The sequence below is a fragment of the Candidatus Njordibacter sp. Uisw_058 genome (assembly GCF_047730065.1).
In the GTDB taxonomy this organism is placed as follows: Bacteria; Pseudomonadota; Gammaproteobacteria; order Pseudomonadales; family Balneatricaceae; genus Njordibacter.
Genome location: NZ_CP159829.1, coordinates 2,756,240 through 2,783,176, shown reverse-complemented (window position 1 = coordinate 2,783,176; position 26,937 = coordinate 2,756,240). Strand labels below are relative to the sequence as shown.

Genomic DNA, 26,937 nt, shown 5'->3' with positions numbered 1-26,937 from the left:
CTCAATGTATGGTGGTCTCAATGAATATATCGACCAAGTTTGACCCGATAGATAACACTGGGTTTTAGCTTAAAGACAAAGTAGGTGATGTTGGCATATACCAATAAAGTGGCACATGCCAACCATGGAGGTTCATAGCGGTGACTAAAATCACACAAGACAAGATAACCCAATTATCCTTAACTGGAGTGACTTGTGCTGGCTGCGTGGCGCGTATAGAAAAAGCCCTTAGCCAGACCGATGGGGTGGTGGCTGCGCAAGTCAATTTTGCTAGCCGCACCGCAGAAGTCAGTGGTGGCAATGCCATGCAGATCATCAAAGCCATACAAGATGCAGGTTATGATGCGCAGGTGATACAAGACTCTGCTGCAGCTGAGGCACAGCAAGCTAAAGATTTACGTCAATTACTAAAAACCCGATCTTGGTATGCAGCTTTGGGTGTGGGGCTAGGCATAGGTTTAATGTTATTTGGTATGGATATTGAGGATCCACTGGTGCTGCGAACATTGGCATGGCTAACCTTAGCGATAATGTTAATGACTGGGGAACATTTTTATAAGAGTGGTTTTAAGGCACTGAAATCGGGCCACGCCAATATGGATACCCTGATTGTAATTGGCACCAGCGCTGCATGGCTGTATTCGATTTTGGTGGTGTATCTGCCGAGCATGTTTCCAGAAGCGGCTCGCGGGGTTTATTTTGAAGCCGCAGTGATGATTATTGGTTTAGTTAACTTAGGTCAGGTACTAGAGATGGGAGCGCGTCTCAAAACCCATTCCAGTCTTAAGCATTTGCTTGGTCTTCGCCCCAGTTCTGTTTGTTGGGTAGGCACAGCGGGTAAAGCGATGGTAGCTGAAGTAGAGGTTAATATCACTCAAGTTAAGGTGGGAGACCTGCTCCGTATTAAGCCAGGTGAGCGGGTGCCGGTGGATGGCAAGGTGACGGAAGGTGAAAGTTACTTCGATGAAGCCATGTTGACAGGTGAACCGATGCCGGTGCTCAAGCAGTTGGGCGATGAGTTGGTATCGGGCACCATTAACGGCCAAGGCAGTGTTATCTTTGAAGCCACTCGGGTGGGTAAAGACACTGCCTTAGCCCGTATTGTTGAGATGGTTAGGCGAGCACAAAATAGTAAACCCTCAATCAGCCAGTTAGCTGATAAAGTGGCTGCTATTTTTGTACCTGTGGTGTTGGTGATTGCCGTGGTCACTGGCTTAGTGTGGTATTTCCTTGGTCCCCAACCTGTTCTCACTTATAGTTTTGTTAGTGCCGTATCAGTGTTGATTATTGCTTGCCCATGCGCCTTGGGTTTAGCAACTCCTATTTCAGTCATGATTGGTGTGGGTAAAGCGGCACAAATGGGGGTTTTGGTGCGCAATGCTGAAGCCCTTCAGCAAGCCAGCCACATCGATTGGGTAGTGTTAGATAAAACGGGCACCATCACTCAGGGCCATCCTAGTGTTGAAGGGTTTGCTACTTTTAATGGTGCTGACGAGGTGCAAAGTTTGGCCCTTGCAGAAAATATAGAACAGGCTTCTGAGCACCCCATTGCTCGAGCCATCGTAGCCCATTGCCAACAGCAGCTTCCTGCTGAGAGCTTAAATTTGTCTGTAAACCTAAGTGCAGAACACTTCACTTCTGTGCAGGGCATGGGTGTGGTTAGTGGTGATCTAGTGATGGGTAATGTGAGCCTCATGCAGGCACATAAAATTGATATTGGTGTTGCAGAAGTGTGGTTAAGAGCTCAGGAAGACGCGGCTCGAAGTATCGTATTATTGGCTCATAAAGGCCAATTAATCGTGGCCTTTGCCCTTGAAGATGCCTTAAAAACAGACAGTGTTAAAGCGGTGCAGCGGCTCAAAGCACAGGGCATTAAAGTGATGATGTTAACCGGCGATAATCAGGCCGCAGCGCAGCGAGTGGCGCACCTGGTGGCGGTGGATGATTTTGCTGCACAGCTGACGCCTGAGGATAAGTTAAATAAGATTAAACAGCTGCAGACACAGGGTCAGGTGGTGGCTATGGTGGGGGACGGCATTAACGATGCGCCAGCCTTAAGCCAAGCTGACGTGGGCATTGCTATGGGCCAAGGCACTGATGTCGCTATTGAAAGCGCAGATTTATGCTTATTAAATAGTTCACTGCACGGGGTAGCAGATGCCATTGAGTTAAGCTATTCAACCATGCGCAATATTAAACAAAATTTATGGGGTGCCTTTACTTATAACACCTTAGGCATTCCCATTGCAGCAGGCGTATTATTTCCCTTCACGGGCATGCTGCTCAGTCCTATTTTAGCCGCCTTAGCGATGTCATTGTCATCAGTGACTGTGGTCGCTAACGCTAATCGCTTGCGTTGGTTTAAGACTAGCGCTCGTGATTAGTTAAAGCATTTGAGTTTGGGGATGACGGCGGCGAGCGCCGGTGGCTTGTACCACTACTCCTAGCATAATAATGCTGCCACCAATGAGGGTCCAATTGCCTGGGTGCTCATTAAATAAAAACCAAACCCAAATAGGGCTCAAGATCACCTCAAGCATGGTCAGTAAGGTCAGCTCAGCAGCAGGTACGTGTTTTGACCCAGCAATGAATAAGACTAAGGCTAATCCCATCTGAAAACAGCCAAGGGCCAGGCAAATAGCAAGGTCTGCCCAACTGATGAAAAAATCTTCAATAGCAAAGGTTGCCACTAGCATAGAAAAAATACCACCAATTAGGGCTGCAGGTAACATATCACCCCCTTTTCCACGGCGCATGATCACACTAAAAGCGGCGTAGGATACTGCCATCATTAAGGCAAAAGCCATACCGATCAAGCCGTCTCCATTGAGTGCGTGACCTACCATCACACTCACACCGATACTCGTCAGAGCAATGGCTGCCCAAGTTCGCCTCTTAACCCGCTCGCCAAGGATAAACCAGCCCAGTAAAGCGGCGATAAAAGGTGACGAACTCAAAAGAAAGGTGACGTTAGCCACACTGGTGTGAAGCAAGGCAAAAATATTGCCAAAAAAGGAAGCGCCTAAAAATATACCCGCTAAAAAGCTCAGCTTATTAGCGCCTTTTAAGGGAGTGATGATATCGCCTTTATGATGCCACGCCATGACCATAAATATGGTGAAAATTAAGCCCACAGAGCGGAAAAACACGATATGCCAGCCCGATGCTTCGCTAATGTAGCGCACACCAACGCCAGCAGTGCTCCACAGCAAGCCACATATAATGACCATAATTGCACCATTACGATAACGGTGATCAGGACTTGTGATTTGGGATTGGGTCAGCTGAGTCATGGATTTGCCTTGGACCAAGCATCGTATATGGCTTTGGACCAATGGCTTTGAGTCCATGCCACAGTGGCTATAATCTGGGCTTCTGTCATGGTGTCTTTCCAAGCAGGCATGGTGCCACGACCCTGAGCAATAGTGTGAGTAAGATTAGCTAAAGAATGGTGCCATGTATGGCCACTGCCGTTCAGAGGTGGCGCGGGACGTTTACCAGAGGCATCAAGCTGGGTCCAGTTTTCTGCACCTTGGCCTTGGTTGCCATGACAGGCTGCGCAATAATCTAAGTATAAAGTTGCACCCTGGTCGACTTGGGCTTGGCTATACCATCGATCAGGACTATTTTGTTTGGCCAAATAGGTGTAGCTACTCAATGCAGCTACCAGTAATGAGCCAGCAATTAATAATAAACTTTGAGTCCTACTCATGAACTATAACCTATTCGATATTTCGTCTCGCCGCACTATATACTACGGGAGCGTTCACGGTCTATGCTTGGTTTATTGATTGATTGTTCTGAGAGGGGAATTATTTTATAATTTTGCACTCGTAGACCCATGACTATTTAGAAACGGCCCTTTAGATGGCAAACACATCATCCCTTTTAAGGCTTGTTAAGCTCGTATTGCGCTTTTTGGTCAGTGGCGGTATAGCTACGGCGGTTCACTGGGCGACGCTATGGGGTTTAATTCATCTGCAAGTAGAGGCCGTGTTAGCATCGAGTATTGGGGCTTTTGTAGGTGCTGTAGTGAACTATTTTCTACAGTATTTTTTCACTTTTAAAACCAAACGTCTGCACAAACAAGCCTTGCTAGCCTATATACCAGCTGTGTCAATCAGTTGGTTACTGAATTTAGGGCTCTTCTATAGCCTTTATGGTGGTTTATTTTCAGAGCCGTTGGCGGCCCAAGTTGTCACCACAAGTATTATTATGCTGGTAAATTTTCTGTTGTATAAAAAGGTTGTATTTCGTGCAAAATCAGATACTTAGTCAAACTTCTACGGCAGCGAAAACGACCCCGGTTATTTCATTAGTTATTCCGGTGTTTAACGAAATGGAAGTGTTGCCCTTATTATTTGAGCGTGTCCGAAAAGTGATGCACGGCCTCAAGTTAGACTACGAAATGGTGATGGTGGATGATGGCAGTAAGGATTCCAGTGCAGATTTTTTGATTCGTCAAGCGCAACAAGATGCATGCGTTAGGGCTGTCATTTTGTCCCGTAACTTTGGCAAAGAGGCAGCGCTATCGGCGGGTTTAGAGCAGGCCCGGGGTGAAGTCATTATTGTGCTTGATGCAGATTTACAAAACCCCCCTGAATTGATTCCTGACATGCTAGAGAAATGGCGGGCTGGGGCTGATATCGTGGCCATGAAACGGCGCGACAGGTCAGGTGAATCGTGGCTCAAGAAATCAGGTTCCTATGTTTACTATCGCATTATGAATCGTATTACTGGCTCTATGAATATCCCCGAGGATACAGGAGATTTTCGGCTCATGAGCCGCCGATCTGTGGATTCGCTTAACCAGTTGCCAGAGCGCAACCGCTATATGAAAGGCTTATTTGCATGGGTGGGCTATCCTACCCATGTGATGCAATATGATGTGGCGGATCGTGCCGCAGGCCAAACTAAGTGGAATTATTTTAACCTCTTTGGCTTGGCCTTTGAAGGCATTACGTCTTTCTCCATTGCGCCACTAAGAGCCATGGTGCTGTTAGGACTCATTACCGCTATATTAGGTGGTATTTTTGGTGCTTGGATCGTCTTTAAAACCCTATTTTTTGGTAACGACTTAGATGGTTATCCTTCTATTATCGCCATGATTACATTTTTAGGAGGGGTGCAACTGCTGTCTATTGGTGTGCTGGGCGAATATGTGGGAAAAACTTACTTTGAGGCTAAACAGCGGCCCCTGTTTATTATTCAAGAGGTTGTGCAACAGTCACTCCAGCCAGCTCACAATCACTCTTCTGAAGCAGCACAAGGAACTCCAGTTAATGTTACAACGGACTAATCTTATTTGGTTATTTGGTACCTTATTGTTGGTGCGAATTATTGCCATGATTGTGGTGCCATTGGCTGATACAACGGAACCTAGGTATGCTGAAATTGCGCGATTAATGCTCACTACCAATGATTGGATTACACCATGGTTTGAACCCAATGTGCCTTTTTGGGGAAAACCTCCTTTGTCGTTTTGGGCCCAAGCTATTGCCTTTAAGCTATTTGGCATCAATGAATTTGCAGGCCGTTTACCCGCATTGTTAGCATTCTTAGCAACAGCTTGGATGCTATGGCGTCTTGCTCTTTCTGTGATTAATACCCAAGTGGCTTTAGCCAGCTTAGTTGTTTATAGCGGCATGTTACTCACCTTTTTAGCAGCAGGCACGGTGATGACAGACCCCTTCTTAGTTTTGGGAACGACTTGGTCTATGGTGGCATTTTATTTAGCACCTAAGGAAAAATATTGGTATTGGCGCTATGGATTATTTATTGGTTTAGGCATTGGGTTGTTGGCTAAAGGCCCACTGGCACTAGTCATTAGCGGCGCACCTATCGGCATATGGGTATTGCTTCAAGGTAAGCTCATGTTTTACTTACGCTCAATGCCTTGGGTGCGAGGCATCTTGCTCACCTTAGCGATTGCTTTACCTTGGTACATATTAGCAGAACTAAAAACTCCAGGTTTCATTAACTATTTTATTGTGGGCGAACACTTTATGCGCTTTGTGGATCCTGGCTGGTCGGGGGACCTCTATGGCCGTGCCCACCAAGAACCCAAAGGTATGATTTGGCTGTATTGGTTGGTTGGGTCTTTGCCTTGGGGGCCATTAGCGTTGTTATTACTGATTGGCCACCTGTTTAAGAGCCGTTGGCGTCAATCGCTCTGGCAGGCTGCTAAACAGCCAGCAATCATGTATGTGCTGCTATGGGGGCTAGTTACGCCCGTCTTCTTTACACCAGCAGGCAATGTAATCTGGACCTATGCTTTGCCCTCGATGCCCGCATTTGCTTTACTGATGGGTTGGGCCATGGTCAAACTCAATAATGGACAAAAATGGCGTCAGCTAGGCTTTACCATAGTAATGTGGTTGATGCCGATTGGGGCATTGGTTTTTAGCGTGTTGATTGCCAACAATAACGATTTAATGAAAACAGAAAAGCGCATTGCTGAATACGTTGCGCAACAGCCAAAAAATGGCAACTCTGATAATTGGTCAAGGCTTTATTACCTTGGCGCTGAACTTGAGTTTTCGGCACGTTTTTATAGCCATGATCAGGCCAAACCGGTGCGCTTAGACCAGTTAGAAAACTTAGCAGTGCAACAGCAAGGCGTATACGTGGCCATTCCAGCTCAGCAGTGGGAAACCACAGTGGCCCACTTTGGGGCAAGGTTGGAGCCGCGTATTGAGAACATGCGCTTTAAGTTAGCGTTTCTTAACCCTTAAGGCTTAACTCTGCCTTTATCAGGGCAGAGATAAAGCTCCCATGCTTACATTGTATTCACCCTTGTGTAAATGTCTGCCTTTAGATGCGGTATATAGCTCGTGTTTTGGGTCGATTGCTCACTGCATCAGCGATGCGCTTGACGTTAGCAAATTCGTCAATTGTTGGATGTTCCCGCAGGGGATCTAGCCAAGTGGTGAGCATAAAAAGGTAGATATCAACAGCGCTAAACTGCTCACCAAGCACCCATGTGTTGTCACCAATCTGATCATTTATTACTGTCCATGTTTCACGTAAGCGCCTGATCCCTCGGTGTTTTGCACTCTGTTCACCTTCGAGCGTATCTGCGAACCGATCAGGGTAGTAACCGAGTTGAAAAGCGTTTTGAATGGTGCTGGAAAAGTACACTAATGTTTGTAAATAAACCCCTCGTTGTGGATTATCAAAGCGTGGTGCGAGATTTGCCTCTGGGTGGCGATCGCATAAAAATATAGTAATTGCTGCGGCTTCGTACATGGCCCCTTCATCCCACACTAAAACGGGTAACCAGCCATTGGGGTTGATCAATACTTGCTCAGGGGGGCGTTGTACGTCTTTGTCTGTGGTTGATTGTATTAACTCATAGGGCATTCCTAGCTCTTCTAAAATCAAGCGGATGCCCATCGAGGCGCTTTCTGCTGCGTAATATAGTTTATAAGTCATAAATATCTCTTTACCTAAAATGCTAACTTGTAGATTTTTTTTGTGTTGCCTGAGGTGACTGAAATACGCCTTCTTAAAGTATAGTCAATCTGATTTAACCTCAAAGGTAGGCCAAAATGAGGCAGGGGCCAATGATGTAGTTGTGTCAAAACTACCCACATTTTGTTGGTCAATCATGAGTATACGAGGACTCAGGTGGGGTTCTGTGAGTTTCCCTTCAAGAATTCGAACAGCCTGATCGACTGCTATACGGCCTTGTAATACAGGGGAGTCAGTTGGGGCTGCTAAAATATGTCCGCGTTTGATACCGCGAAATACATTATGCGTAAAATAGGTAGAAACGATGTTAATTTTGCCACGTAAATTGCGATTAAGTAATTCACTCACAGCGGCATCTGCTGTTAACGCAGTACCCACGATGTAATCAAAATCATCGGTTTCCTCCAACACTTCTTGCAGCAAATTACGCTGAATTTCCTTGCCAGTATCACCCCATTTCACAGCCACTATGCTAACCCCTGAATCAGCAATGCCATCATGAAAACCATCATTGATAAAACCCACCCAACCCGACTCTTTAGGGCCAGGAAACCATGCCACTTTTGCTTCATTGGTCCCCTTAGTTGGGTGACGTTGGGCAAGGTATTGGCCCACTTTTTGTCCCATACTGTACCAAGACACACCCGCTTTAGCGCTGATGCCGACGTTGGCAATGTCGTTTACAGCGGCAATAACCGGTGTGGTTTTTGCAATTGTACGAATACTAGGCGATAGGCCATTAAAAGAAACAGTGCCTACGATAATGGCATCACTAGCGGCATCGACACAATGACTAAGTTGCTCCACTTGAGTCGCTAGCTGGGGATAACCTCCGGCTTCAAGCACTCGCATGTTAACGCCTAGCCTTTTAACCTCTTCTACCATGCCATAGTTAACACTCAGCCAGTAAGGGTCTTTAAGGTGTGGATAAGTGACACACAAGTGCCATGCTTGGCTGGCCTCCCCTATGGGTTGGTACATTAATGATCGGGTTTGGCCCTCATAGTCAAGTGGAGGATCCCAAGCGACGATGTCCCACACAGCGAAAGTTGGGGTGCTGATCCCAAGACATACAATAAAGCTTAAACAATGTTTTAAACGAGAAATCATGTGTTTACTATCTCATGTGGCCCATGTGATGATTAAAAGCGACTTTGGTACCATCGTGTATTGTGGTATTTTACGCCTACGTTAGTCTACCTTCTGAGTGCCTATGGCTGTCAACCTTGGTGTCGGCAGTAAATTGCTGCTGGCCATGACCTTAACCATTAGTTTGTTATTAGTTGCTGCCGTCATCGGCTGGCAAGGTTATGAGCGCGTGGCCAGTAAACAAAACTCAGTCATTGACGAAGCCATACCCAGCATCATGGTCGCTCACAGGTTAGCCAAAATTAACGCCAGTTTAGCCACTGCGGCCCCCGCGCTTTTAGGCGTCACTAATGAGCTTGAGCGCAAGCAAATTACCACGGCCATCGAATATCAATTGCAGCAACTGAAAGATTCAACTAGCAGCAAAGTCGGCGACAGTGACTATGCTTTCAACAACTTGGTGCTGGCAAGTATGAGTGTCAACATTAATGATAACCTAGTTCGCCAAATTAACTTGGTTAAGCAACGCTTAAACTATTTACAAAAAGCGCGGGTGTTGCAAACTGAAACTTTGCTTGCCATGAGCAAGATTCATGATATTAGCACCTCTTTAGTTGCCAATGCGAATACCATGACCACGGCTGTGGCATCCAGTTTGTATGATTTGGCAGATGCTAATACGGAAGAACAAGCCTTGTATTTTGCTTTTGATCGCCTTATTGAAGTTGATTTAGATCACATGGACCGGATGTACGAGTTGCGTGAGCGGTCAGTTAATCTTATGGGTTTATTAAGTCTCTTACCCAAGCAAACAAATGTGCCCGCTTTGTATAAACTTGAACAAGAAATTCAAACTAATATGAAGGTTCTTAAGCGCCGTGTTGCCGAAGTCAACGATCCAGGACGTCGCCAACAAGGCTTAGACTTGTTGTCAGTCGTTAAAGCTAATATTGCACCCAGCAGAGCAAACAATCTATTTTCTCTGCAACGAAGTAGCATAGACGTACATCGCCAATTAGTCGTGCTTAATAATGCCAGTGCCACCTTAACCAAAGCCCTGAAGATACAAGCTGATACCGCTAGTAGAGAGGCTGGTGAAAAAGTACAAACAGCCACAGATGAGGCGCGTACCGCTGTGGCTAATGGACGCAATGTATTATTGATGGCGTGTTTAATTTTGGCAGTGGTTGCTATTAGTGTTTTGTGGTTTTATGTTAAACGCAATCTTTTTCACCGACTTACCCAGTTGAATCAGGCCTTTTTAGCTGTAGCTAAAGGTGATTTAGACTATCAATTACAAATTCGTGGTTCTGATGAGTTAGGTCGGTTGGCTAAAACTGTACAGGTGTTTAAAGAAAATGCCCTCGCCCGCCAACAGCTGGAACACCAGCAAGAGGCAGTAGAACTGCGTCTAAGAAACTATCAGTCAGAGTTAGAGCAAGAGATACAGATGCGCACAGGACAGCTGCAGCAGCTCAACCAAGAGCTACTAGCCACGGCTGAAAAGCATGAGACTGCCCGCACAGAAGCGGAACAAGCAAACCAGGCCAAAACTGCATTTTTGGCCACCATGAGTCATGAAGTTCGCACGCCTTTGAGCGGTGTGCTGGGGACGTTAAGGTTGTTGCAAAAAACGCAACTAGATTCCCTTCAAATGGAGTACATCGGTTTAAGTCAGGCCGCTGCCGAAGCCTTATTGGGTATTTTGAACGGTATTTTAGATTATGCCAAGGTAGAGCAGGGGCATACGCAGGTAGAACAGTTGCCCTACGAGTTAGCTAAGGTAGAGGCCAATATGGTGGCCCTAATGTCAGGTGCTGCAGCAGAAAAAGGCTTACAACTCGATGTGCATATTCCCCAGCAGCTTAAGGCCCAAACTTTAGTGGGCGATCAGGGTAAAGTACAGCAAGTGTTATTCAACTTGCTAGGTAATGCTATTAAATTTACCACGGTAGGCTATATCGAGCTCCACATTAGCTTAGTAGAAGACGATGGTACTGGGGAACGCTTGCGTTTTGAAGTCAGTGATACGGGTTTAGGTATCCCTCAAGTGATGCATCAGAGCCTGTTCCAGCCCTTCACCCAATATGATGCGTCAACCTCTCGACGCTTTGGTGGTACGGGTTTAGGTTTGTCTATTTGTAAAACTCTGGTGGAAGCCATGGAAGGCACCATTGGTATCGATAGCCGCATTGAGAACGATATTAAGCAAGGCTCAAAAGTATGGTTTGAGTTGCCCTATTGGCCAGACTTAGAGTGGGCTCCCGCAGCGCCGATAAATGTTGAGCCAAAAATTCCATTGCCAAGTATGTGTGTGCTTTTGGTTGAGGATAATGATATTGGCCGCATCGTAGTAGAAGGTTATTTATGTCATGAGGGCCATAGCGTGACTTTAGCAAAAGATGGATTTGAAGCGCTAACTATGGCGGAGCAACATTTTGATCTTATTCTAATGGATATTAGTATGCCAGGTATGGATGGGGTTGAAACCACTCTTCGAATGCATCAAGTGCATAAACGTTTAGGATTGAAAATCCCCATTATTGCAATGTCTGCACACATTTTCCCAGAAGAAGTTGATTCTTATTTAAACTCTGGTTTAGATGGATTTTTGGGTAAACCAATTGATCCAGAGCGCTTAAATGAATTGCTCTTAGGGGTTAACAGGGCACAAGAGCGTTTGGTATCGATGCCTAATGAAGTTGCCGCTCAGTTGGTGAATGAAAAACTACTTAATGATGACCTTAGCGTCTTAGGTAAGGCTTGTATGTTGGAGATGGTGAGCCTTTTTTCCCAAGCTTGTCATAAAAATTTGGCGGCTATTGCAGTTGCGCGGCAAGAAGCGGATTGGATAAAACTGAGTGATTTGGCACACAATTTTAAAAATGCGGCGGGCAGTTTAGGCCTCGAAACCCTCTACCAATTGGTCAACCAGTTGGAAAACCAAGTCAAGCATGGCCAACCAACCAGTACAGATTTAATTTTAGAAGACCTGCCAGAGTTAGTTAAAGCCTCACAAAAAGCCCTTGCTAATTGGACAGCAGCTCATTTAGGCTAATACCCAAACTAATTTTCGTTAATGCCACTAAACAAATAACCTTCCCCGTGAACGGTAGTGAACAGTGTTGGATGTTTGTAGTCGCGTTCTAATTTTCGCCTTAAGCGCATGATTAACACGTCTATGGTTCGGTCATTCGGATCCCAACTGCGGTGAGTAACTTGGGATAATAACCGATCGCGGTTAAGCATTTGGTTAGGGTGGGCCATAAACACTAACAAGAGTTCAAATTCAGCTCTTGTTAATTTAACTTCTTGTTGGTCCCGACCCAATAAATGCCGACGCGAGGCGTCCAATACTAAGCCATCAAAATGATAGATGGATTTATGTTGGATTGGGGTTTCACTATGGTCATGAATACGCCGCAGCAGGTTGGTCACTCGTGCTAAAAGCTCTCGTGCATTAAAGGGTTTAGTAACATAGTCATCAGCCCCTATCTCTAGTCCAACAATGCGATCAATATCGTCAGTTTTCCCTGTGACTAATACGATGCCCATATTACTTTTGGCACGGACTTCGCGGGCTAGCAATAAACCACTTTCATCAGGCAAGTTAATATCCAACAAGAGCATGCTGACGTCTTCTTGGCTCAGCACAAGGCGCATTTCTTTAGCACTGCCTACAGCGGTGACCCGATAACCTTCCGACTCAAAGTAGCCGGCCAGTTTTGTGCGGGTAATCGCTTCGTCTTCAACTATTAGAATGTGATGGCTTTTCATAAGTTATACCTATGCTTTTATAGATCGCAGTATAGCAGTAGATGCAGGCATTAAAAAAGCAACACCAGCATAGGAGATGTGGCTTTATTAAAGAGGCTAGCCCCGAACCAAAATTAATACTTAATTAAGGCTAGAGAGCAAGCGTTTAATCAGTTTTTCATTATTTCCAATGAGCGTGGAATTTAGCTCTAAGCCACGCAAACTGTCCCATGCAAAATAAATATTAATAATACCAAGGGCGACCTGTTGGCAGTCATCTGTAGTGGCTTGTTTATGTCGAGCTTGTAACTTGAGGCTAAGGTCAGCCACATAAAGTTCAAAACATTGAGTCATGCGCACTCTGACGCTGGGGTAACGGTGCGCAGCAGACAATAAAGCATAAAATGCAGGCAACATAATTTGATATTGGGTCTCCGGTGCAGGGCTAAATAGCACATTTAATAACCAATCATCGGAAGGATCGTCTCGGTGAGAGTGTCCTTGCGCTTGCCATATATGCTCAAACTCACTGGCGATATAATCAGCTACTTGGTTGACTAAGTCCTCTCGGTTACCTGCAAAATGACGTACTAAGCTGCGCTGCATACCCGCCTCTTTTGCGATCTCATCAAGGGATGCTGCTTCGAGACCCAATTTACTGATGCATCGCGTAAACGCAGCCATAATGCTTTGTTGGCGTTCAGTTTGAAGGGATGGGCGTGCCATAGTTCAATCGCTCAATGTTAGTAAATGATCATGTTTGACAATTTTAAACCAAAAGTATAAATTGTCACAAATGATAATTAATAAAAGGAGTGATCTTATGACGCTTATACACCCCCAAAAACCACCAGAACAACCTTTCTCGAATGATCCTCAAGCATCGTATACCCTGGCCTCTCGCTATTATACTGATGCAAATATCTATGAGCAGGAAAAAGCAGCCATTTTTTGGAAGTCTTGGGTTTATGTGGGCCATGCCTCTCAACTACAGCAGGCAGGGGATTATTTAACTACGGATATCCATGGCCAGCAGGTCTTAATCATTATGCATCAGGGAGGCGAACTAGGCGCTTTTTTTAACGTATGCCCGCACAGAGGTCATCAACTGTTAGAAGGCTGTGGCAATACTCGCGTTATCGTTTGTCCTTACCATGCTTGGTGTTTTGATCAACAAGGTACGTTTTTACGCGGGCGTAATTTGCAAGATTTAAAGCAATTTTCTGAACCAGAATTTAATCTTAAAGCTGTCAAATTGGAGCTTTTTTTGGGATTTGTGTTCGTTAATCTTGATACTAATGCACCTGCAATGACTGAAGTATATGCAGGCTTAGCCGATGAAATTAAGTACTATGTGCCTAAAATTGATAAAGTAGAACACCAGTATCATGCTGATTATGCCGTTGCAGCCAACTGGAAATTACTGATGGACAATTTTCTTGAGTGCTACCATTGCCAGCCGGCTCATAAAGTTTTTGTTGATTTGGTAGATATGCCCAGCTACCAAACTAAAGTTCATGATTATTATTCCAGCCATATTTCCCATCAACCCAGTAATAACAACAGCAATGCATATAAAGTTGCAGGAGAGCAAACCTTTGGCTACGCGGCATGGTTCGTTTGGCCTAATTTGACCATCTGGGTCATGCCAGGGGATGCCAATGTGAGCATGTTACAAATGCACCCCGATGGATTAGCCCAATGTCACGAAACACTCGACTGGCATGGTGTTGGTCAACAACTTAATCCAGCGTCAAAAGATGCCATCACTTATTTAGACGAGGTGCTGCAGCCAGAGGACATTGGACTTTGTGAAAGTGTGCAAAAAGGACTTTCTTCTCTGGCCTATAACCAAGGCCGCTTTGTGGTCGATGATCAGCGAAGCCATTTAAGTGAGCATGGTGTTCACCACTTCCAGAAATTAGTTATTGAAGCGTTAAGTAACCCCATTAGAACTCAAACGAATTGACTCAGGAGGAGCATACAATGGCTTCTAGCGATGGTAAGACACGAGATTTAGTCACCACTATAGCCGGTGCAGGTTGGGATTTTGGTTTAACACGTCACCGATTTCATGACATTGAGCGCCCATTAGGGCCTCATTATTGCGTCTATAACCGTCGCTTAATGGCCTGTTGTTTCGACCAGAGATCAACCATAGATGGCTATTGGCTCCTGCGTCAAAAAGTGGCTGTGTTAAATACGGGTGAGCTGCCACTTCAGTTCAAGGGCCCCGATGCAGAGCGCTTACTTGATAAACTCTTTACCAAGGACATTACTAAGCTAAACATTGGCCGTTGTGCCTATGGCCTGGCTTGTTATGAAGATGGTGGGCTGCTCGTAGATGGTATTTTATTGAGAACTGCTGAGGACTGTTTCTGGTATGCCCAGGCCGATGGTGACTTCTACAGTTGGGCTAGAGCACATGCAGTCGGGTTAGATGTTGAAATCACTGATCCTAAAATATTCGTCTCTCAGGTTCAGGGGCCTAATTCTATGAAAGTGCTCACAGCGGCTAGTGATGATGGCATGCCTGATCCATTTGGCTACTTTGCCATGGCGAGGGTTAAGTTTGGGGGACAAGAGCTTGTCATTACGCGCACAGGCTATACCAACGAGTTAGGCTGGGAGTTCTACACCGAACCCCATCATGATGCAGATGCCTTGTGGCAGCATTTAAAGCGAGCGGGAGAACCCTTTGGTATCGACATTTTCGGACTCGACGCTATGCATATCCGTAGAATTGAAGCTGGCATTCTCAATGCCGGTTCAGATTTTGATCATACAACCACACCTTATGATGTTGGGTTAGGTATGTTTGTAGATCAACACAAAAGTGATTTTATTGGCCAGTCGGCCCTCAAAAATGCGCCTAAAGAAACTCGCTTAATCGGTATTCTTTGTGCAGCAGAACCCCATATTGGTGCAGCCATCATGGTTGATGGTCAAACTGTTGGTAAAGTTACAGCTGGGGCTATGTCACCTTATTTAAAACAAGGCATTGGCATTGCTTTAATGCTGGAATCAGGATATCTACCTCACACTGGAGTTAGTGTAGGTTGTATTGATGGCAAACTGTATAAAGGCCAATTGGCTGAACTGCCCCTGTATGATAAAGCAGGGGCAGTTCAACATGGTAGACTCATTGAGCTTCCAATGAGGGATTAATCTGATATTAAACGCTGACTAGGCTAGGTAGATAACCCAGCCTAGCCATTGCTTAGTTCAGACCTAGCGCAGCTTTTCTTTGATTCGCCCAAGTTCTCAGAATTTGATCGATGGCAAGGCCGATGCAGGCCACACATATACCTAGAATTAGGCCGTCACCCACACCATTTCTGTCTGATAGTGATCCCAAAATTAATTGTCCAAGATCGTCTGTACCTATCATTGCACCGATAATTACCATTGATAGTGCAAACACTACTGTCTGATTAATACCTAGCGCTATATGTGGAAAAGACATGGGTAATTCAATAGATATCCAGCGCTGTAAACGGCCCACTCCGGACATCGTTCCCGCATCGTGTAACGTCTGGGGGACACTCAATAGGCCTTCTACGGTGTAGCGGAGGGCAGGAATTGAAGCATACACAATAATCGCGATGACTACTGCGGTATCGGTGATACCAAACAGCATCATTACTGGGATTAAATAAATAAATGATGGGAAGGTCTGAAAGGTATCACAGTAGGTCAGAATAAAGCGCGTTGATTTAACATTCTGTGCACACAATGTACCCACAGTAATACCAATTATGCCTGACATGAGTACAGATACACTCATTAGGTATGCAGTAATCAGTGCCCGGTCCCACCATTCGGTAAGGGCGATGAATAGCAAAAACCCCCCTACTGTCAAGGCCACTCGTAGGCCGCCTACTATAAATCCAACGCCCATTACCAGGGTAAATGTGGCGGCTACAGGCATGGCCAAAAAAGCAGCTTTAACTGGCATCAATACAGAAAGAATTAACCATTCGTTAAAGACTTTGAGGGCGAAGAAGTAGGTGTCCCATATCCAGTCAACACCGGACTGCAAGAATATGGCGATGGAAATGCCTTTGTTGTGCGGCACAATGTAAAGGTAATTGAAACCTTTTGGAAAAATGAATTGACCCATAGAAGCTAAGCCTAGTGCAATCACGAAAAGTGCTGCAAACAAGATAAAATACTTATACTTCCCAATAAAAGACAGGTTGGAAAAATAGTCGGTTTGCTTATTGGCCCAGGCCAGTGACATCCGGTCGAGAACAATCGCGATTAATACGATGCAAATACCGATTTCGGTAGCTTTACCTATATCAAGGCGGTTAAGAGCGATCAGAAGATCAATGCCTAGCCCTTTCGCGCCGATCAGCGACGCTAAAACCACCATGGCCAAGCATTGCATTATGACTTGGTTTACACCAATCAATATGTCGCGGCGGGCCGTTGGAACTAATACCTTGGTCAATAGCTGCCAATTGTTACAACCACTCATCATGCCAGACTCAGCAACTTCGGGGCCCAATTTTTTGAGGCCTAGTAAGGTGAGGCGCACCATAGGTGGGGTGGCAAAAATAACCGTTGCAATAGCACCCGCATGATCACCAATACCAAAAAACACCATTACTGGAATTAAATAGGAAAAGTGAGGGATGATCTGCGCCATGTTAAGTAGTGGATTGAGTACGGCTTCAACGCGTTTGCTTCTATAGGCCCATATGCCAAATATGAGGCCAATAAAAACTGAAACTGGGGCAGCAACCAATACGAATGACAAGGTCTGCATGGCCGGTTCCCACTGGCCAAATACAGAAATGTACGTCATTGAAAGACCGACTAATAGAGCCAGTCCTCGTCCAGCTAGCTTATAGCCTAAGATGGTGGCGCCACCAGCTACCACTGTCCAAGGTACACCAGGCATTCTCGCCCAAGGATTTTCTGTTGCCCAGTCCCAACCGGCAAACGTTACGATTGTTTTTGCGCCGCCTAGCATTATTTCACGGATTAATTCGATCATGAACAAAATTAAGCCTGATATCATTCGTGTAAATTCACGCACTAATGGGCTATCTTCATATTCCTCAATGTCTGGATCATATACCTCAATGGGCCACCAGTCGAACATCAGGTAACTGATGGAGTCATTGATAAACAGTGGAAATGCCTCAATTAATGGGGGTAAGCGCCACAGGATGTTAGTTTCAGAAGGTGCAATAAACTGGTTTAACAGAATAAAAATCACCAGTAATAAAATAAACTGTAGGTATTTTCTCTGCTTGAATAGTTCAATCATAATAAGTTTTCACTCTTCTGGTTTGAGTGGTCGCCAAAGAGAACATGAACAATTTTTGCAGCATTGATGACGCCCACCGTTTGGCCTGACTCATCAATCACTGTTACAGGCTTGCTGGAGCTCAATATAGCCTCGGCGACTGTTTCAATAATGGCGTCCTTTTGCACTTTTAGGTCACTCATTGACTCAGTTGGATCAAATTCATCCATCACAGCTTCAATTTTTAATACCTTTTCCCGTGGCACTTCTTCAGTAAACTTGCGCACGTATTCAGTCGCTGGGTTAAGTACAATGTTAGCTGGGGTGTCAAGTTGCTCTATGATGCCATCTTTCATAATTGCGATGCGGTCAGCTAGACGCAAGGCTTCATCAAAGTCATGGGTGACAAAAAGTATGGTTTTGTGGAGTACTGACTGTAAACGCAGAAATTCATCCTGCATTTCCTTACGAATGAGTGGGTCAAGTGCAGAAAAAGGTTCGTCAAGAAACCAGATATCAGGTTCAATCACCAGCGAACGGGCGATGCCGACGCGCTGCTGTTGCCCACCTGATAGTTGTCGCGGGAAATAGTCTTCGCGTCCAGTAAGGCCAACTAAATCCACCATTTCTTTGGCTTTATTAACACTCTCTTGAGTGCTAACGCCCTTTACTTGTAATGGGAAAGCAATATTTTCTAATACTGTTTTGTGTGGCAATAAAGCGAAGTTTTGAAACACCATACCCATTTTATTGCGGCGTAGCTCAATCAATTGCTTGTTATTCATTTGTAGGATGTCTTCACCCTCAATGAATATTTTGCCAGCAGTGGCGTCGGTCAATCTGGAGATACACCTTAATAAGGTTGATTTTCCAGAACCAGATAGACCCATAATAATAAGTAGTTCACCTGCATGTATGTCAAAAGAAGCATTATTTACTCCAACGATGCATCCTGCTGCCTGAAATTTTGCAGCATCGACTACACCATTAGCTTTCTGTAACATGCTTTCTGCATTGTCGCCGAAAATTTTGTAAACTGAGTTGCAACGAATAACGGGTTCGTCCGAAGGAGATGGTGTATTTTGCATAGACATAGGCTAATTCATTTTTTTGAAATTTTAGTGGTTAAGGTTGACATCTTAGGTTCGTTAGTAAACGCCATTATGTCAAAAAAATAACCCTCTGATTGGATCGCCAATCAGAGGGTTTAGTTGCTCAAGCATTAATGCCTAAGTGTTACTTAGTCCAAGCTACCCAAGTAGCTTCGTTGTCTGCAAGCCATTTAGCTGCAGCATCTTTGTGATCCAATCCGTCTGTGTCAACCAAAGCCGCCATTGAGCCGATTTGACTTGTAGAAAAGGAAATCTTGCTGTACGCAGTGTACGCAGCAGGGTGGCTCTTTGGGAACTTGTAACTAGCTGCTTTCTTCAACCAACCCTTTGGCGAACCACAACTTCCGTCACCACCATCGACTACACGACAACCTGCAGTGTACTCTGGGAACTCAATAAAGGTAAAGCCTTCAGCATCGGTAAAGTTTGGCGTCCAGTTAAAGATAATGGTAGCGCGGCCTTCTTTCTTAGCTGCAGCTAATTCTGCCCAAAGGGAGGAAGCACCACCAGCATATTTAACCATGTAGTCATCACCTAAACCAAGTGCTGCAATACGCTCTTCCATCAACGTGCCGTGCCAGCTTTGTGGGCCCTCTAACCAACGGCCTTTGCCATCTGAATCCACTGTAGTAAACACATCTTTACAGCCTTTTAGAGCTTCCCAGCTAGGTAAGCCTGGACATAGGTTTTGGTCGATTACCCAAGTTGGTACACCCATTTCTTCTAGGGTTGCTGCAGAGTGAGTACCAGCGTCAATTACGCCACCTTTAGACATGGCATTGTAGAAGGAAGCCCCAAAACTTGACTGCCATACTTCGTGAGAAATGGTTACGTCGCCATTACGGATAGACTCATATACTGCCTGGCTATCAGCTGGAACATATTCAACGTTGTTACCCATGCTCTCAAATATGCCACCAATAACGTGAGCCATAACTACTTGGCTAGACCAGTTATGGATTGGGATAACAATGGGTTTTGTGCTGTCTGCTGCTTTCACTACACCAGTTAGTGATAATGCGATGCCAGCTGCGCCGGCTATAAGAGTATTTCTAAATTTCATTAGTCTGACCTCAATATTATTTTAGTTATTAAAATTAGTGCATTTACCCACCAGGAGTAAAAAGCACCAGCTGCTAAATAACAGCCTTGAACCATGTGCAGTCATTATGGGCGACTCTTGTGAGTCTAATTGAGCTACAGCAGTTCTAAGAGCTAACTTGCTCACTACAAATGTAATGGCGCGCTTGCTTAAAACATAATGCATGGCTCCAGATATTATGTTTATTGGTAGCTACGCATTACTATTTCTTTGATTACAGGCAAAGTCCTGTTTATTTTTTCGACTGAGGATGCTGCCTAAGTCAAAAAAGGGTCGCAACACTAGCCCACGTTAAGCTCTAACCCGAGATTTAGTGGGGTCATAGTGAGAAATGCCCACTACAGTTGCAGGAATACGTTTAATATGGCCATCAAGCTTGCCTACCTCTACCTGCATACCAGGTTCGATGTGATCAATGGACATGCTGCATAAGGCGATATTCTGATTTAATATGGGAGAGCGCACGGCGCTGGTAATGGTGCCTACTTGTTGGCGGCCTACGCGCACACATTCTCCATGGCTGGCAATTTCTTCACCTTCTAGCACTAAACCCACCAATTGACGCTGTGGATTCGCTTGTCGTTCAATCAAAGCATCTCGGCCAATAAAATCTTCGTCTTTTGTTTTAAGTGGCACGGTGAAGCCTATGCCGGCTTCAAACGGGTCTGTTTGGTCGTTAAATTCGTAATCGGCAAAAATGAGTGCCGATTCAATTCTTAGATTGTCGAGCGCTTCTAGGCCTAACGGTGTGATACCAAATTCTTGTCCGGCTTCCCAAACTGCATCCCATACTTCATGACCATGTTTAGGGTGACACCATACTTCGTATCCACGCTCACCAGTGTAACCCGTGCGGGAAACAGTCACAGGTACTCCTTGAGGTCCACCAATACGGCCATGGGTAATTCGAAACGGACGCAAGTCTTCCATGGTTGTTTGGCTATCAGGTGTGAAAATCACTTTCTTCAAAGTTTCTCCACTAAGCGGACCCTGTACGGGTAAATTGTGTAATTGATCGTTAGAGTCCTTGATCACTACCTTAAAATTCTTCTCAATTGCCACTTTGCGTAACCACTCAATGGCACCATCGCAACCCCCAACCCAACGGAAGTTATCTGCACCAAGACGGAAAACAGTGCCATCGTCTACCATGCAACCGTTGTGGTAGCACATGGCGGTGTAAATGACTTGGCCAATGGCAAGCTTACGAATATTGCGGGTAACTGCGTAGTTTAATAAATTCTCGGCATCTGGCCCCAAAACTTCGCATTTACGCAGTGGGCTTAGATCCATCAATACAACCTTTTCACGACATGCCCAGTATTCGGCGATGGCACCATAGTTACTAAAATGGTTGGCTAGCCAGTAGCCATTGTAATCAACAAAGTGCTGAGTCATGGTGGCGAAGCGGTCGTGGAATGCTGTTTTCTTGGTCATAGTTGAATCCGCTACGGCGTTTTTACGGAAGGCATTGCCTTTCTCAAAGTGATTATCAGCGGCGTAAATCCGCACGTGAATGTCGGTTGGGTTCCAACCATTAGCTGGGCTGGTGTCGTCTGGGCAAGCCGTTGAGCCACAAACAAGGTCGACCTGAGCTTGCATTAATACGTAGTCACCAGGGCGAGTCCAAGGCTGGCAAGAGCTATGTTGATCGTAATCATCGTAGCCAGTGTTAAAGAAAAAATTCACTGCGGGCCAGCCTTTACGTGGTGCTATGCCCAGGGGTCCCAGTACTGCATTCAAGTTGTCTGAACAATTCGTGTGGCCAGGGTAGCCAGTGTCATCATAATACTTTGCACTACACGCTAAGTTAAAGGTATCGTGACGCCCCACAGTATCTTGGATCACATTAAGGATGTTAATCTGATCATCGGTATAAAACTTGTCGTGCAAACCTGGGCCAGGAAAGGCAGACGCCATTAAGGTTCGGGTTGTTAATGGGCAAATAAGTTTTTCTACCCCTTCAGTTAAACGCGCAGCGTCTAGCGCAATGAAATCTGAGCATTGACGCCCAGCAACATCAATAATTTGAATGTATTCGCCAGCTTTGACTAAATAACTTTCAGCGGTGCTGTTGTGCACGCGAATTTCACGATCTACCACTCCCAGTGGTGTTGGCAAATCCTCATCTTCAATAACTTGGCCACCAGTGACGCCAACGATAATGTCGGTAGGTGGGAGCAGCTGGTCGGGCCCCATGTCTTCGCCTGGGGCAGCGATCAAGCACAGGCAGTCACTCATGATGGTGAAAGTCTGCTTACTTTGGGGTTTTGACTTGGCGCCAAATATGGAAATACCTTGGCAGCTTTTGTGATCGTTAGCATCCATCCATTTGCGTAAGGGTGCAATATCACTATTAGCAGCCGCACCCAAGCTTGCAAGATCGGCCTTTCCATCTTTATCGAACGCAATAAGTTGTGCTTCTTGCTCACCTTCTGGATCATGCAAAGTTATGGTAGAGCCTGCGGCCAACTGTAAAGAAATCAAATGCTGTGCAGGCACTCGGTAGCGTTGTGTGCCATCCGCACCCATTACGGGGTGTGGCATGGGGTCGGCACTGTAGTAACTAAGGGGTTTCATAGGCACTTGGCTCAATATAGTCCTGTTAAAATCGCAGAGCTCAGCGATCCCGCTATCTTCAGATTAACAAGTTGATATGAACAGATTTTGTCTATGCTATGAATGGAATGTAATATTTTGTTAAATTTTTTAACAAAGCGGCTTTATGTGGCTGGCATTAGCGCACTAGGTCTTCTCTCGCCTTGCTAAGGTGCTCAATCATATGGGCTTTTGCCGCTTGAACATCGCGCTGGCTAATGGCCTCAAACAAAGCGCGGTGATGGGCATTGTATTGGGTCATATTTTGTTGGCTCAGTACTTCGCCTCGGCTAGCCCGCCATAGTTCATGGCGGCGTACCTCATTAACTTGCTCGTAAATCCAAATCATCAATGGGTTGCCACAAGCCTCGGCGATACTCTGGTGAAAGGCTTCATCAGCAATAGAAAATTGTTCTGCTGTGCGAGCTGCTTCCACTCGTTCTAAAGCGATACGCAGCTGTTCAAGGTCTCTCCCGGCAGCATGATGCACAGCCAGATCCACAATAATAGGTTCGAGCATATTACGCACTTGCATTAGCTGCATTGGGCTGGTGGTGTCAGCGAATTGGCTAGCCACTTTCTCCATGGTTGGTGGCATCACAAAAGTGCCACTACCTACTTTGCGTGTCACCAGACCCTCCTGTTCTAGTAAGGCGAGAGCATTTCTCAGCGTGCCCCGAGAGACATCATAATGACTGGCTAGCTCACGTTCTGCAGGCAGGCGCTCATTGACTCTATAAACTTGCTTGCGTATCGCCTCAGCAAGAGCGCCTGCAAGGGCCCGTGCCCCATTAGGCCTCGATTGTCGTCGATCAAAGGTTTGATAGCTTAAAGGCGCCGTATTTGGAAACATGGTGGATCACTGTTTTTGGTTCAATAATGGTTACAGGTTAGCATACATACTCTTTGAATTGGTATACTTATTGGTATAAAAATAATGACTATTAATTTTTTATTATAATTATTTGAAGATTAATGTTTTTTGGTTAATTAAAAAAATCCATTATAAACAGCCATGTAACCAAATTTGACAATATTTGTAGTAATATTTTACAAAATAAAGCTTGCCTCATCAAATCCATAAATGGTATAAAATTTGGGTGCTATATGTGTACCTTTACTGTACCAAAAAGTCTCATTGGTTGGCAAAAAAAGGTCCTAAGCCCAAAAAAACAATAATATGAGGAGGCATCGATGACAGATTTACAACAGTATGTTGACGCTCCAGGTCGGGATGATCTGGTTAAACAAGTCCGCGCTAAAATTGATGAACTAGGCATTACCTATGTTTATTACCAATTTATTTCTGTGACGGGTCGCATTGTGGGTAAAGGTATCCCAGCACGCCATTGGGAACGTACCGCGGCCAAGGGCTTCCAACTCGTATATGGTTCAACAGCAAACTTAGCCATTGACCGTCACGGTAATTATATTGGGTACGGCCCCGAAGCTTCAGAGTTGGTGGGCATCGCTGACCCAGATACGTTTATGCAGCTGCCTTGGGATAAACGCGTTGCACGCGTTTTTTGTACGCTTTTCCGTAACCGTGAAGAACGGGTTAATCCAGGTCAATTTTTGACATCTGACTGTCGTGGCAACTTGCGTCGTATTCACGAAGAATTTAAAGGTAAGCATGGCCTAGAAATGCGCTGTGGTACCGAACCAGAAATGATGTGGTTAAAAAAGGGTGAGGATGGCCAACCAGATGGTGGTGTGACTAAGCCGACTTGTTACCACATTGACCAGTTTGAAGAATTACGCCCAGTGTTTATGCGTGTTATTGAATACTCTGAGCAAATGGGTTTGGATATTATTCAAGGCGATCACGAAGATGCACCTGGCCAGTTAGAACTCAACACCCAGTACGATGATGTGCTGCAAAATGCAGACCGTTTAACCACTTATCGCCAAATTTGTGCACAAGTGGCACGTGAATTTGGTTTGATTGCTTGCTTTATGAGTAAGCCATTCATGGGTGTTTCAGCTTCAGGTTGTCATCACAACATGTCTCTATGGTCAGGTGGTGAAGACGTCTGTCATCCAGAAATTGCGGGTGGTGATACGCTGCCGGGCATGCCTGGGCCATTTACCTATCGTGAAGGTGGCCTTAACACCTTTATGCCGGTGCCAGAGATTCATGCCTCTAAGCCAGGTCCCATCGGTCTTCAATGCATTGGCGGCGTTATCGCCCATTTACCAGCACTAACCTCTATCGGATCATCCACGGTTAACTCGTTCCGTCGCTTATGGGACACCGGCTTCTGGGCACCTATTTTTGCTGACTGGGGTTACCAGAACCGCACTTGTGCGCTGCGAGTATCTGCGCCAGGCCGCTTTGAGTATCGTTCCGTAGACTCTATGGTGAATCCATACTTAATGGGAGCTGCACTTCTTAAAGCCTTTGATGATGGTATCGACAGTGACCTTGATCCTGGCGATCCTGAAGAACGTAACATCTACGAGGCCATGGATGCGGGTAAGCAAGTTACGAAATTACCGATGTCTTTAGGTGATGCCATGACCGAGCTTGCCAATGACGAAGTGATTAAGTCGTCAATGCCAGGTGAAATGTATACGGTCTATAGTGCTTATAAGAATGATGAGTGGGAACGCTTCAATCAAACCGTGACTAATTGGGACACGGAAACCTATCTTGATTGCTTGCCATAAAAAGCAAGTCTTTAGAAAACCTCGGCTGGCAAGGTTAATCACCTTCCAGCCAATTTTATAACTACTCTAAAAGTAAATATTAGGAGACGCGACCATGTGTGGTATTGCAGGCCTTATCCATAAGAAGGTGGGCGGTGCAAACATCGGACAAGAAATGACTGATATGCTTCAAGCTTTGAAGCATCGCGGACCAGATTCTACCGGTTATGCGCTATATGGCTCCCCCATTAGTAACTACATAATGCGTATCAACCTTGCTGAGCAAGCTGATACGAAAAAAGGTTTCGATGTTGCCTCACAGCTTCAAACCCGCAACGACCAAGTCGATGCGCGGATGGCTGAGTTGGGTGCCAACATTGCTAAGAAAGAAAACTCAACAGCCTATGCGTTGCGTTATGAAGTGGCTTTCGATGGTGACCTTAAAAACTTAATCGATTACATTGAAGACATCGAAGGCGTTGAAGTAATGTCTTGCGGTAATGGTCTTGAATTGATCAAAGACTTGGGTGATGCAGCAGTTGTTTCTGCCCAATATGGTATCAATAGCTTTCAAGGCTCCCACGCGATCGGGCACACCCGTATGGCAACTGAGTCGGATGTAGACATCCGTTCAGCACACCCTTACTGGGCTTATCCGTTTGCAGACGTTTCTGTTGTCCATAATGGCCAGTTAACTAACTACTGGACTAACCGTCGTGCACTCGAGCGTCTTGGTAACCGATTTAACTCTAACTGTGACTCAGAGCTTATTGCTGTGTACATCGCCAATCGCATTAGCGAAGGCGATGACTTAGAAAAAGCTATGCGTCGTTCGGTAGAAGACCTAGACGGAGTATTTACATACTTAGTGGCGACTTCTGATTCGTTGGGAATGGCTAAAGACGTTATGGCTGCTAAGCCGATGGTGATCTACGAGAGTGACGACTTTATTGCATTGGCTTCTGAAGAAGTTTCAATCCGTAAAATCTTTGATCACGATATTGATACATTTGACCCCTATGAAGGCGAGGTGCGCGTATGGCAACTGTAAGCACGTCCGGTCAATCCCATGATATGGGTTTGCATACGGAAAAGCTCACAAACCGAACTCAGCAACGTTTTTTTGATGCTGGTGAGTCGGCTAATCTAACTTATGCATGGGCTCCAGTAGTCGACACAAACAAGGTAGGAACTTTGGATTGTGAAGGTATGGATGCAACTGCAATTAACATTCGCATACGCGAATTAATGGATCAAGGTTGCGGCACCATTGACCTGAGTAATCCGGGCTCTATGCACGGACTATGTGTAGGCATACTCAGCCGTTTACAACTGAACGTTACTGGCAGCTTAGGTTACTTCGGTTGTGGTTTGATCGATGGACCTAACGTGCATATCTCTGGCCGAGTTGGCTGGTCATGTGGTGAAAATATGATGGCTGGAACCATTGTTGTTGAGAAAAATGCGGGTTCTACCTTTGGTGCAGCTATCCGAGGTGGTGACTTAGTCTGCAGAGGCAACGTAGGTTCACGTACGGGCATCGACCAAAAAGGTGGCACGATTATCGTGGGTGGTAAGACGGGCGCATTTACAGGCTTTATGATGCAGCGTGGCCGTATGATTATTCTTGGTGATGCAGGCATAAACCTTGGCGATTCTATGTACGATGGTACCATTTACGTAGGCGGAAAAATTGAAGGCTTAGGTGTAGATGCCGTGCCAGCTGACTTAAATGACCTTGACCGTAAATGGTTAAAGTCAAAGCTTGATCTATATGGTATGGAAGCGCCTCACGGCATCGATAACATTCAAAAGATCGTTGCTGGTAAGCAGTTGTGGAACTACGACAACCTCGAACCATCAGAGAAGAAGCTAGTTCTTTAAGAGCAGCGAGGAAA

At 45.4% G+C, this 26,937-nt stretch carries 21 protein-coding genes; 10 read left to right on the top strand and 11 right to left on the bottom strand.

Going from position 1 to position 26,937, the window contains the following annotated elements; translation table 11 throughout:
- Positions 1-140 precede the first annotated feature (140 nt).
- The gene (locus tag ABXT59_RS13060; protein ID WP_443636621.1) at positions 141-2,384 is read left to right on the top strand and encodes a heavy metal translocating P-type ATPase; all 2,244 of its coding nucleotides are present in this window, start codon (positions 141-143) and stop codon (positions 2,382-2,384) included.
- On the opposite strand, the gene ABXT59_RS13055 is transcribed toward ABXT59_RS13060, so the two are convergent.
- Both ABXT59_RS13055 and ABXT59_RS13050 read right to left on the bottom strand, forming a co-directional pair.
- Positions 2,385-3,293, bottom strand: a complete 909-nt coding sequence (locus tag ABXT59_RS13055; RefSeq protein ID WP_443636620.1) for a DMT family transporter — start codon at positions 3,291-3,293, stop codon at positions 2,385-2,387.
- Positions 3,290-3,712: a c-type cytochrome gene (locus tag ABXT59_RS13050; RefSeq protein WP_443636618.1), complete on the bottom strand. Its 423-nt coding sequence runs from the start codon at positions 3,710-3,712 to the stop codon at positions 3,290-3,292. The genes ABXT59_RS13055 and ABXT59_RS13050 overlap by 4 nt, the downstream gene beginning before the upstream one ends.
- A gap of 155 nt (positions 3,713-3,867) precedes the next feature.
- Between ABXT59_RS13050 and ABXT59_RS13045 the strand changes: the two genes are divergently transcribed.
- Genes ABXT59_RS13045 through ABXT59_RS13035 form a run of 3 tightly spaced genes read left to right on the top strand, consistent with a single transcriptional unit; the run spans position 3,868 to position 6,734 of the window.
- Entirely contained in the window at positions 3,868-4,275 is a 408-nt protein-coding gene (locus ABXT59_RS13045) for a GtrA family protein (protein WP_443636617.1), read from the top strand.
- Complete coding sequence (locus tag ABXT59_RS13040; protein WP_443636615.1) at positions 4,256-5,299, top strand: glycosyltransferase family 2 protein; 1,044 nt, start codon at positions 4,256-4,258, stop codon at positions 5,297-5,299. The genes ABXT59_RS13045 and ABXT59_RS13040 overlap by 20 nt, the downstream gene beginning before the upstream one ends.
- The gene (locus tag ABXT59_RS13035; RefSeq protein WP_443636614.1) at positions 5,283-6,734 is read left to right on the top strand and encodes an ArnT family glycosyltransferase; all 1,452 of its coding nucleotides are present in this window, start codon (positions 5,283-5,285) and stop codon (positions 6,732-6,734) included. Before ABXT59_RS13040 ends, ABXT59_RS13035 begins: the two co-directional genes overlap by 17 nt.
- Positions 6,735-6,813: 79 nt before the next feature.
- Here ABXT59_RS13035 and ABXT59_RS13030 read toward each other — a convergent pair whose 3' ends face one another.
- A complete protein-coding gene (locus tag ABXT59_RS13030; protein WP_443636613.1) occupies positions 6,814-7,434 on the bottom strand; it encodes a glutathione S-transferase family protein in 621 nt (206 codons plus the stop codon).
- Between the two features lie 84 nt (positions 7,435-7,518).
- Positions 7,519-8,583 carry a TMAO reductase system periplasmic protein TorT gene (gene torT / locus ABXT59_RS13025; protein WP_443636612.1) on the bottom strand — a complete coding sequence of 355 codons (1,065 nt, stop codon included), beginning with the start codon at positions 8,581-8,583 and terminating at the stop codon, positions 7,519-7,521.
- A 103-nt stretch (positions 8,584-8,686) separates the two neighbouring features.
- Between torT and torS the strand changes: the two genes are divergently transcribed.
- On the top strand, positions 8,687-11,620 hold the full coding sequence (torS, locus tag ABXT59_RS13020) for a TMAO reductase system sensor histidine kinase/response regulator TorS (RefSeq protein ID WP_443636611.1): 2,934 nt from the start codon (positions 8,687-8,689) through the stop codon (positions 11,618-11,620).
- Positions 11,621-11,628: 8 nt separating this feature from the next.
- On the opposite strand, the gene torR is transcribed toward torS, so the two are convergent.
- Both torR and ABXT59_RS13010 read right to left on the bottom strand, forming a co-directional pair.
- A complete protein-coding gene (torR, locus tag ABXT59_RS13015; protein ID WP_443636609.1) occupies positions 11,629-12,339 on the bottom strand; it encodes a two-component system response regulator TorR in 711 nt (236 codons plus the stop codon).
- Positions 12,340-12,459: 120 nt separating this feature from the next.
- Positions 12,460-13,044: a TetR/AcrR family transcriptional regulator gene (locus ABXT59_RS13010; RefSeq protein ID WP_443636607.1), complete on the bottom strand. Its 585-nt coding sequence runs from the start codon at positions 13,042-13,044 to the stop codon at positions 12,460-12,462.
- A gap of 97 nt (positions 13,045-13,141) precedes the next feature.
- Between ABXT59_RS13010 and ABXT59_RS13005 the strand changes: the two genes are divergently transcribed.
- A complete protein-coding gene (locus ABXT59_RS13005) occupies positions 13,142-14,287 on the top strand; it encodes an aromatic ring-hydroxylating oxygenase subunit alpha (RefSeq protein ID WP_443636605.1) in 1,146 nt (381 codons plus the stop codon).
- A 17-nt stretch (positions 14,288-14,304) separates the two neighbouring features.
- Positions 14,305-15,486 carry an aminomethyltransferase family protein gene (locus ABXT59_RS13000; RefSeq protein WP_443636604.1) on the top strand — a complete coding sequence of 394 codons (1,182 nt, stop codon included), beginning with the start codon at positions 14,305-14,307 and terminating at the stop codon, positions 15,484-15,486.
- A 52-nt stretch (positions 15,487-15,538) separates the two neighbouring features.
- Here the strand turns inward: ABXT59_RS13000 and ABXT59_RS12995 are convergent, their stop codons facing one another.
- From ABXT59_RS12995 to ABXT59_RS12975, 5 genes are all read right to left on the bottom strand, one after another.
- Entirely contained in the window at positions 15,539-17,599 is a 2,061-nt protein-coding gene (locus tag ABXT59_RS12995; protein ID WP_443636603.1) for an ABC transporter permease, read from the bottom strand.
- Positions 17,596-18,672, bottom strand: coding sequence for a quaternary amine ABC transporter ATP-binding protein (locus ABXT59_RS12990; RefSeq protein WP_443636601.1), 1,077 nt, complete (start codon positions 18,670-18,672; stop codon positions 17,596-17,598). Before ABXT59_RS12990 ends, ABXT59_RS12995 begins: the two co-directional genes overlap by 4 nt.
- 142 nt (positions 18,673-18,814) lie before the next feature.
- Complete coding sequence (locus tag ABXT59_RS12985; protein ID WP_443636599.1) at positions 18,815-19,753, bottom strand: ABC transporter substrate-binding protein; 939 nt, start codon at positions 19,751-19,753, stop codon at positions 18,815-18,817.
- A 330-nt stretch (positions 19,754-20,083) separates the two neighbouring features.
- Positions 20,084-22,372, bottom strand: a complete 2,289-nt coding sequence (locus ABXT59_RS12980; protein ID WP_443636598.1) for a DUF1989 domain-containing protein — start codon at positions 22,370-22,372, stop codon at positions 20,084-20,086.
- A 157-nt stretch (positions 22,373-22,529) separates the two neighbouring features.
- Entirely contained in the window at positions 22,530-23,243 is a 714-nt protein-coding gene (locus ABXT59_RS12975; RefSeq protein WP_443636597.1) for a FadR/GntR family transcriptional regulator, read from the bottom strand.
- A 341-nt stretch (positions 23,244-23,584) separates the two neighbouring features.
- On the opposite strand from ABXT59_RS12975, the gene ABXT59_RS12970 reads away from it, so the two are divergent.
- The 3 genes from ABXT59_RS12970 (at position 23,585) to ABXT59_RS12960 (ending at position 26,923) form a co-directional block, all read left to right on the top strand.
- Positions 23,585-25,060 carry a glutamine synthetase family protein gene (locus ABXT59_RS12970; protein ID WP_443636595.1) on the top strand — a complete coding sequence of 492 codons (1,476 nt, stop codon included), beginning with the start codon at positions 23,585-23,587 and terminating at the stop codon, positions 25,058-25,060.
- 94 nt (positions 25,061-25,154) lie between these two features.
- A complete protein-coding gene (locus ABXT59_RS12965) occupies positions 25,155-26,090 on the top strand; it encodes a hypothetical protein (protein ID WP_443636594.1) in 936 nt (311 codons plus the stop codon).
- Complete coding sequence (locus ABXT59_RS12960) at positions 26,078-26,923, top strand: hypothetical protein (RefSeq protein WP_443636592.1); 846 nt, start codon at positions 26,078-26,080, stop codon at positions 26,921-26,923. Before ABXT59_RS12965 ends, ABXT59_RS12960 begins: the two co-directional genes overlap by 13 nt.
- Positions 26,924-26,937 lie beyond the last annotated feature (14 nt).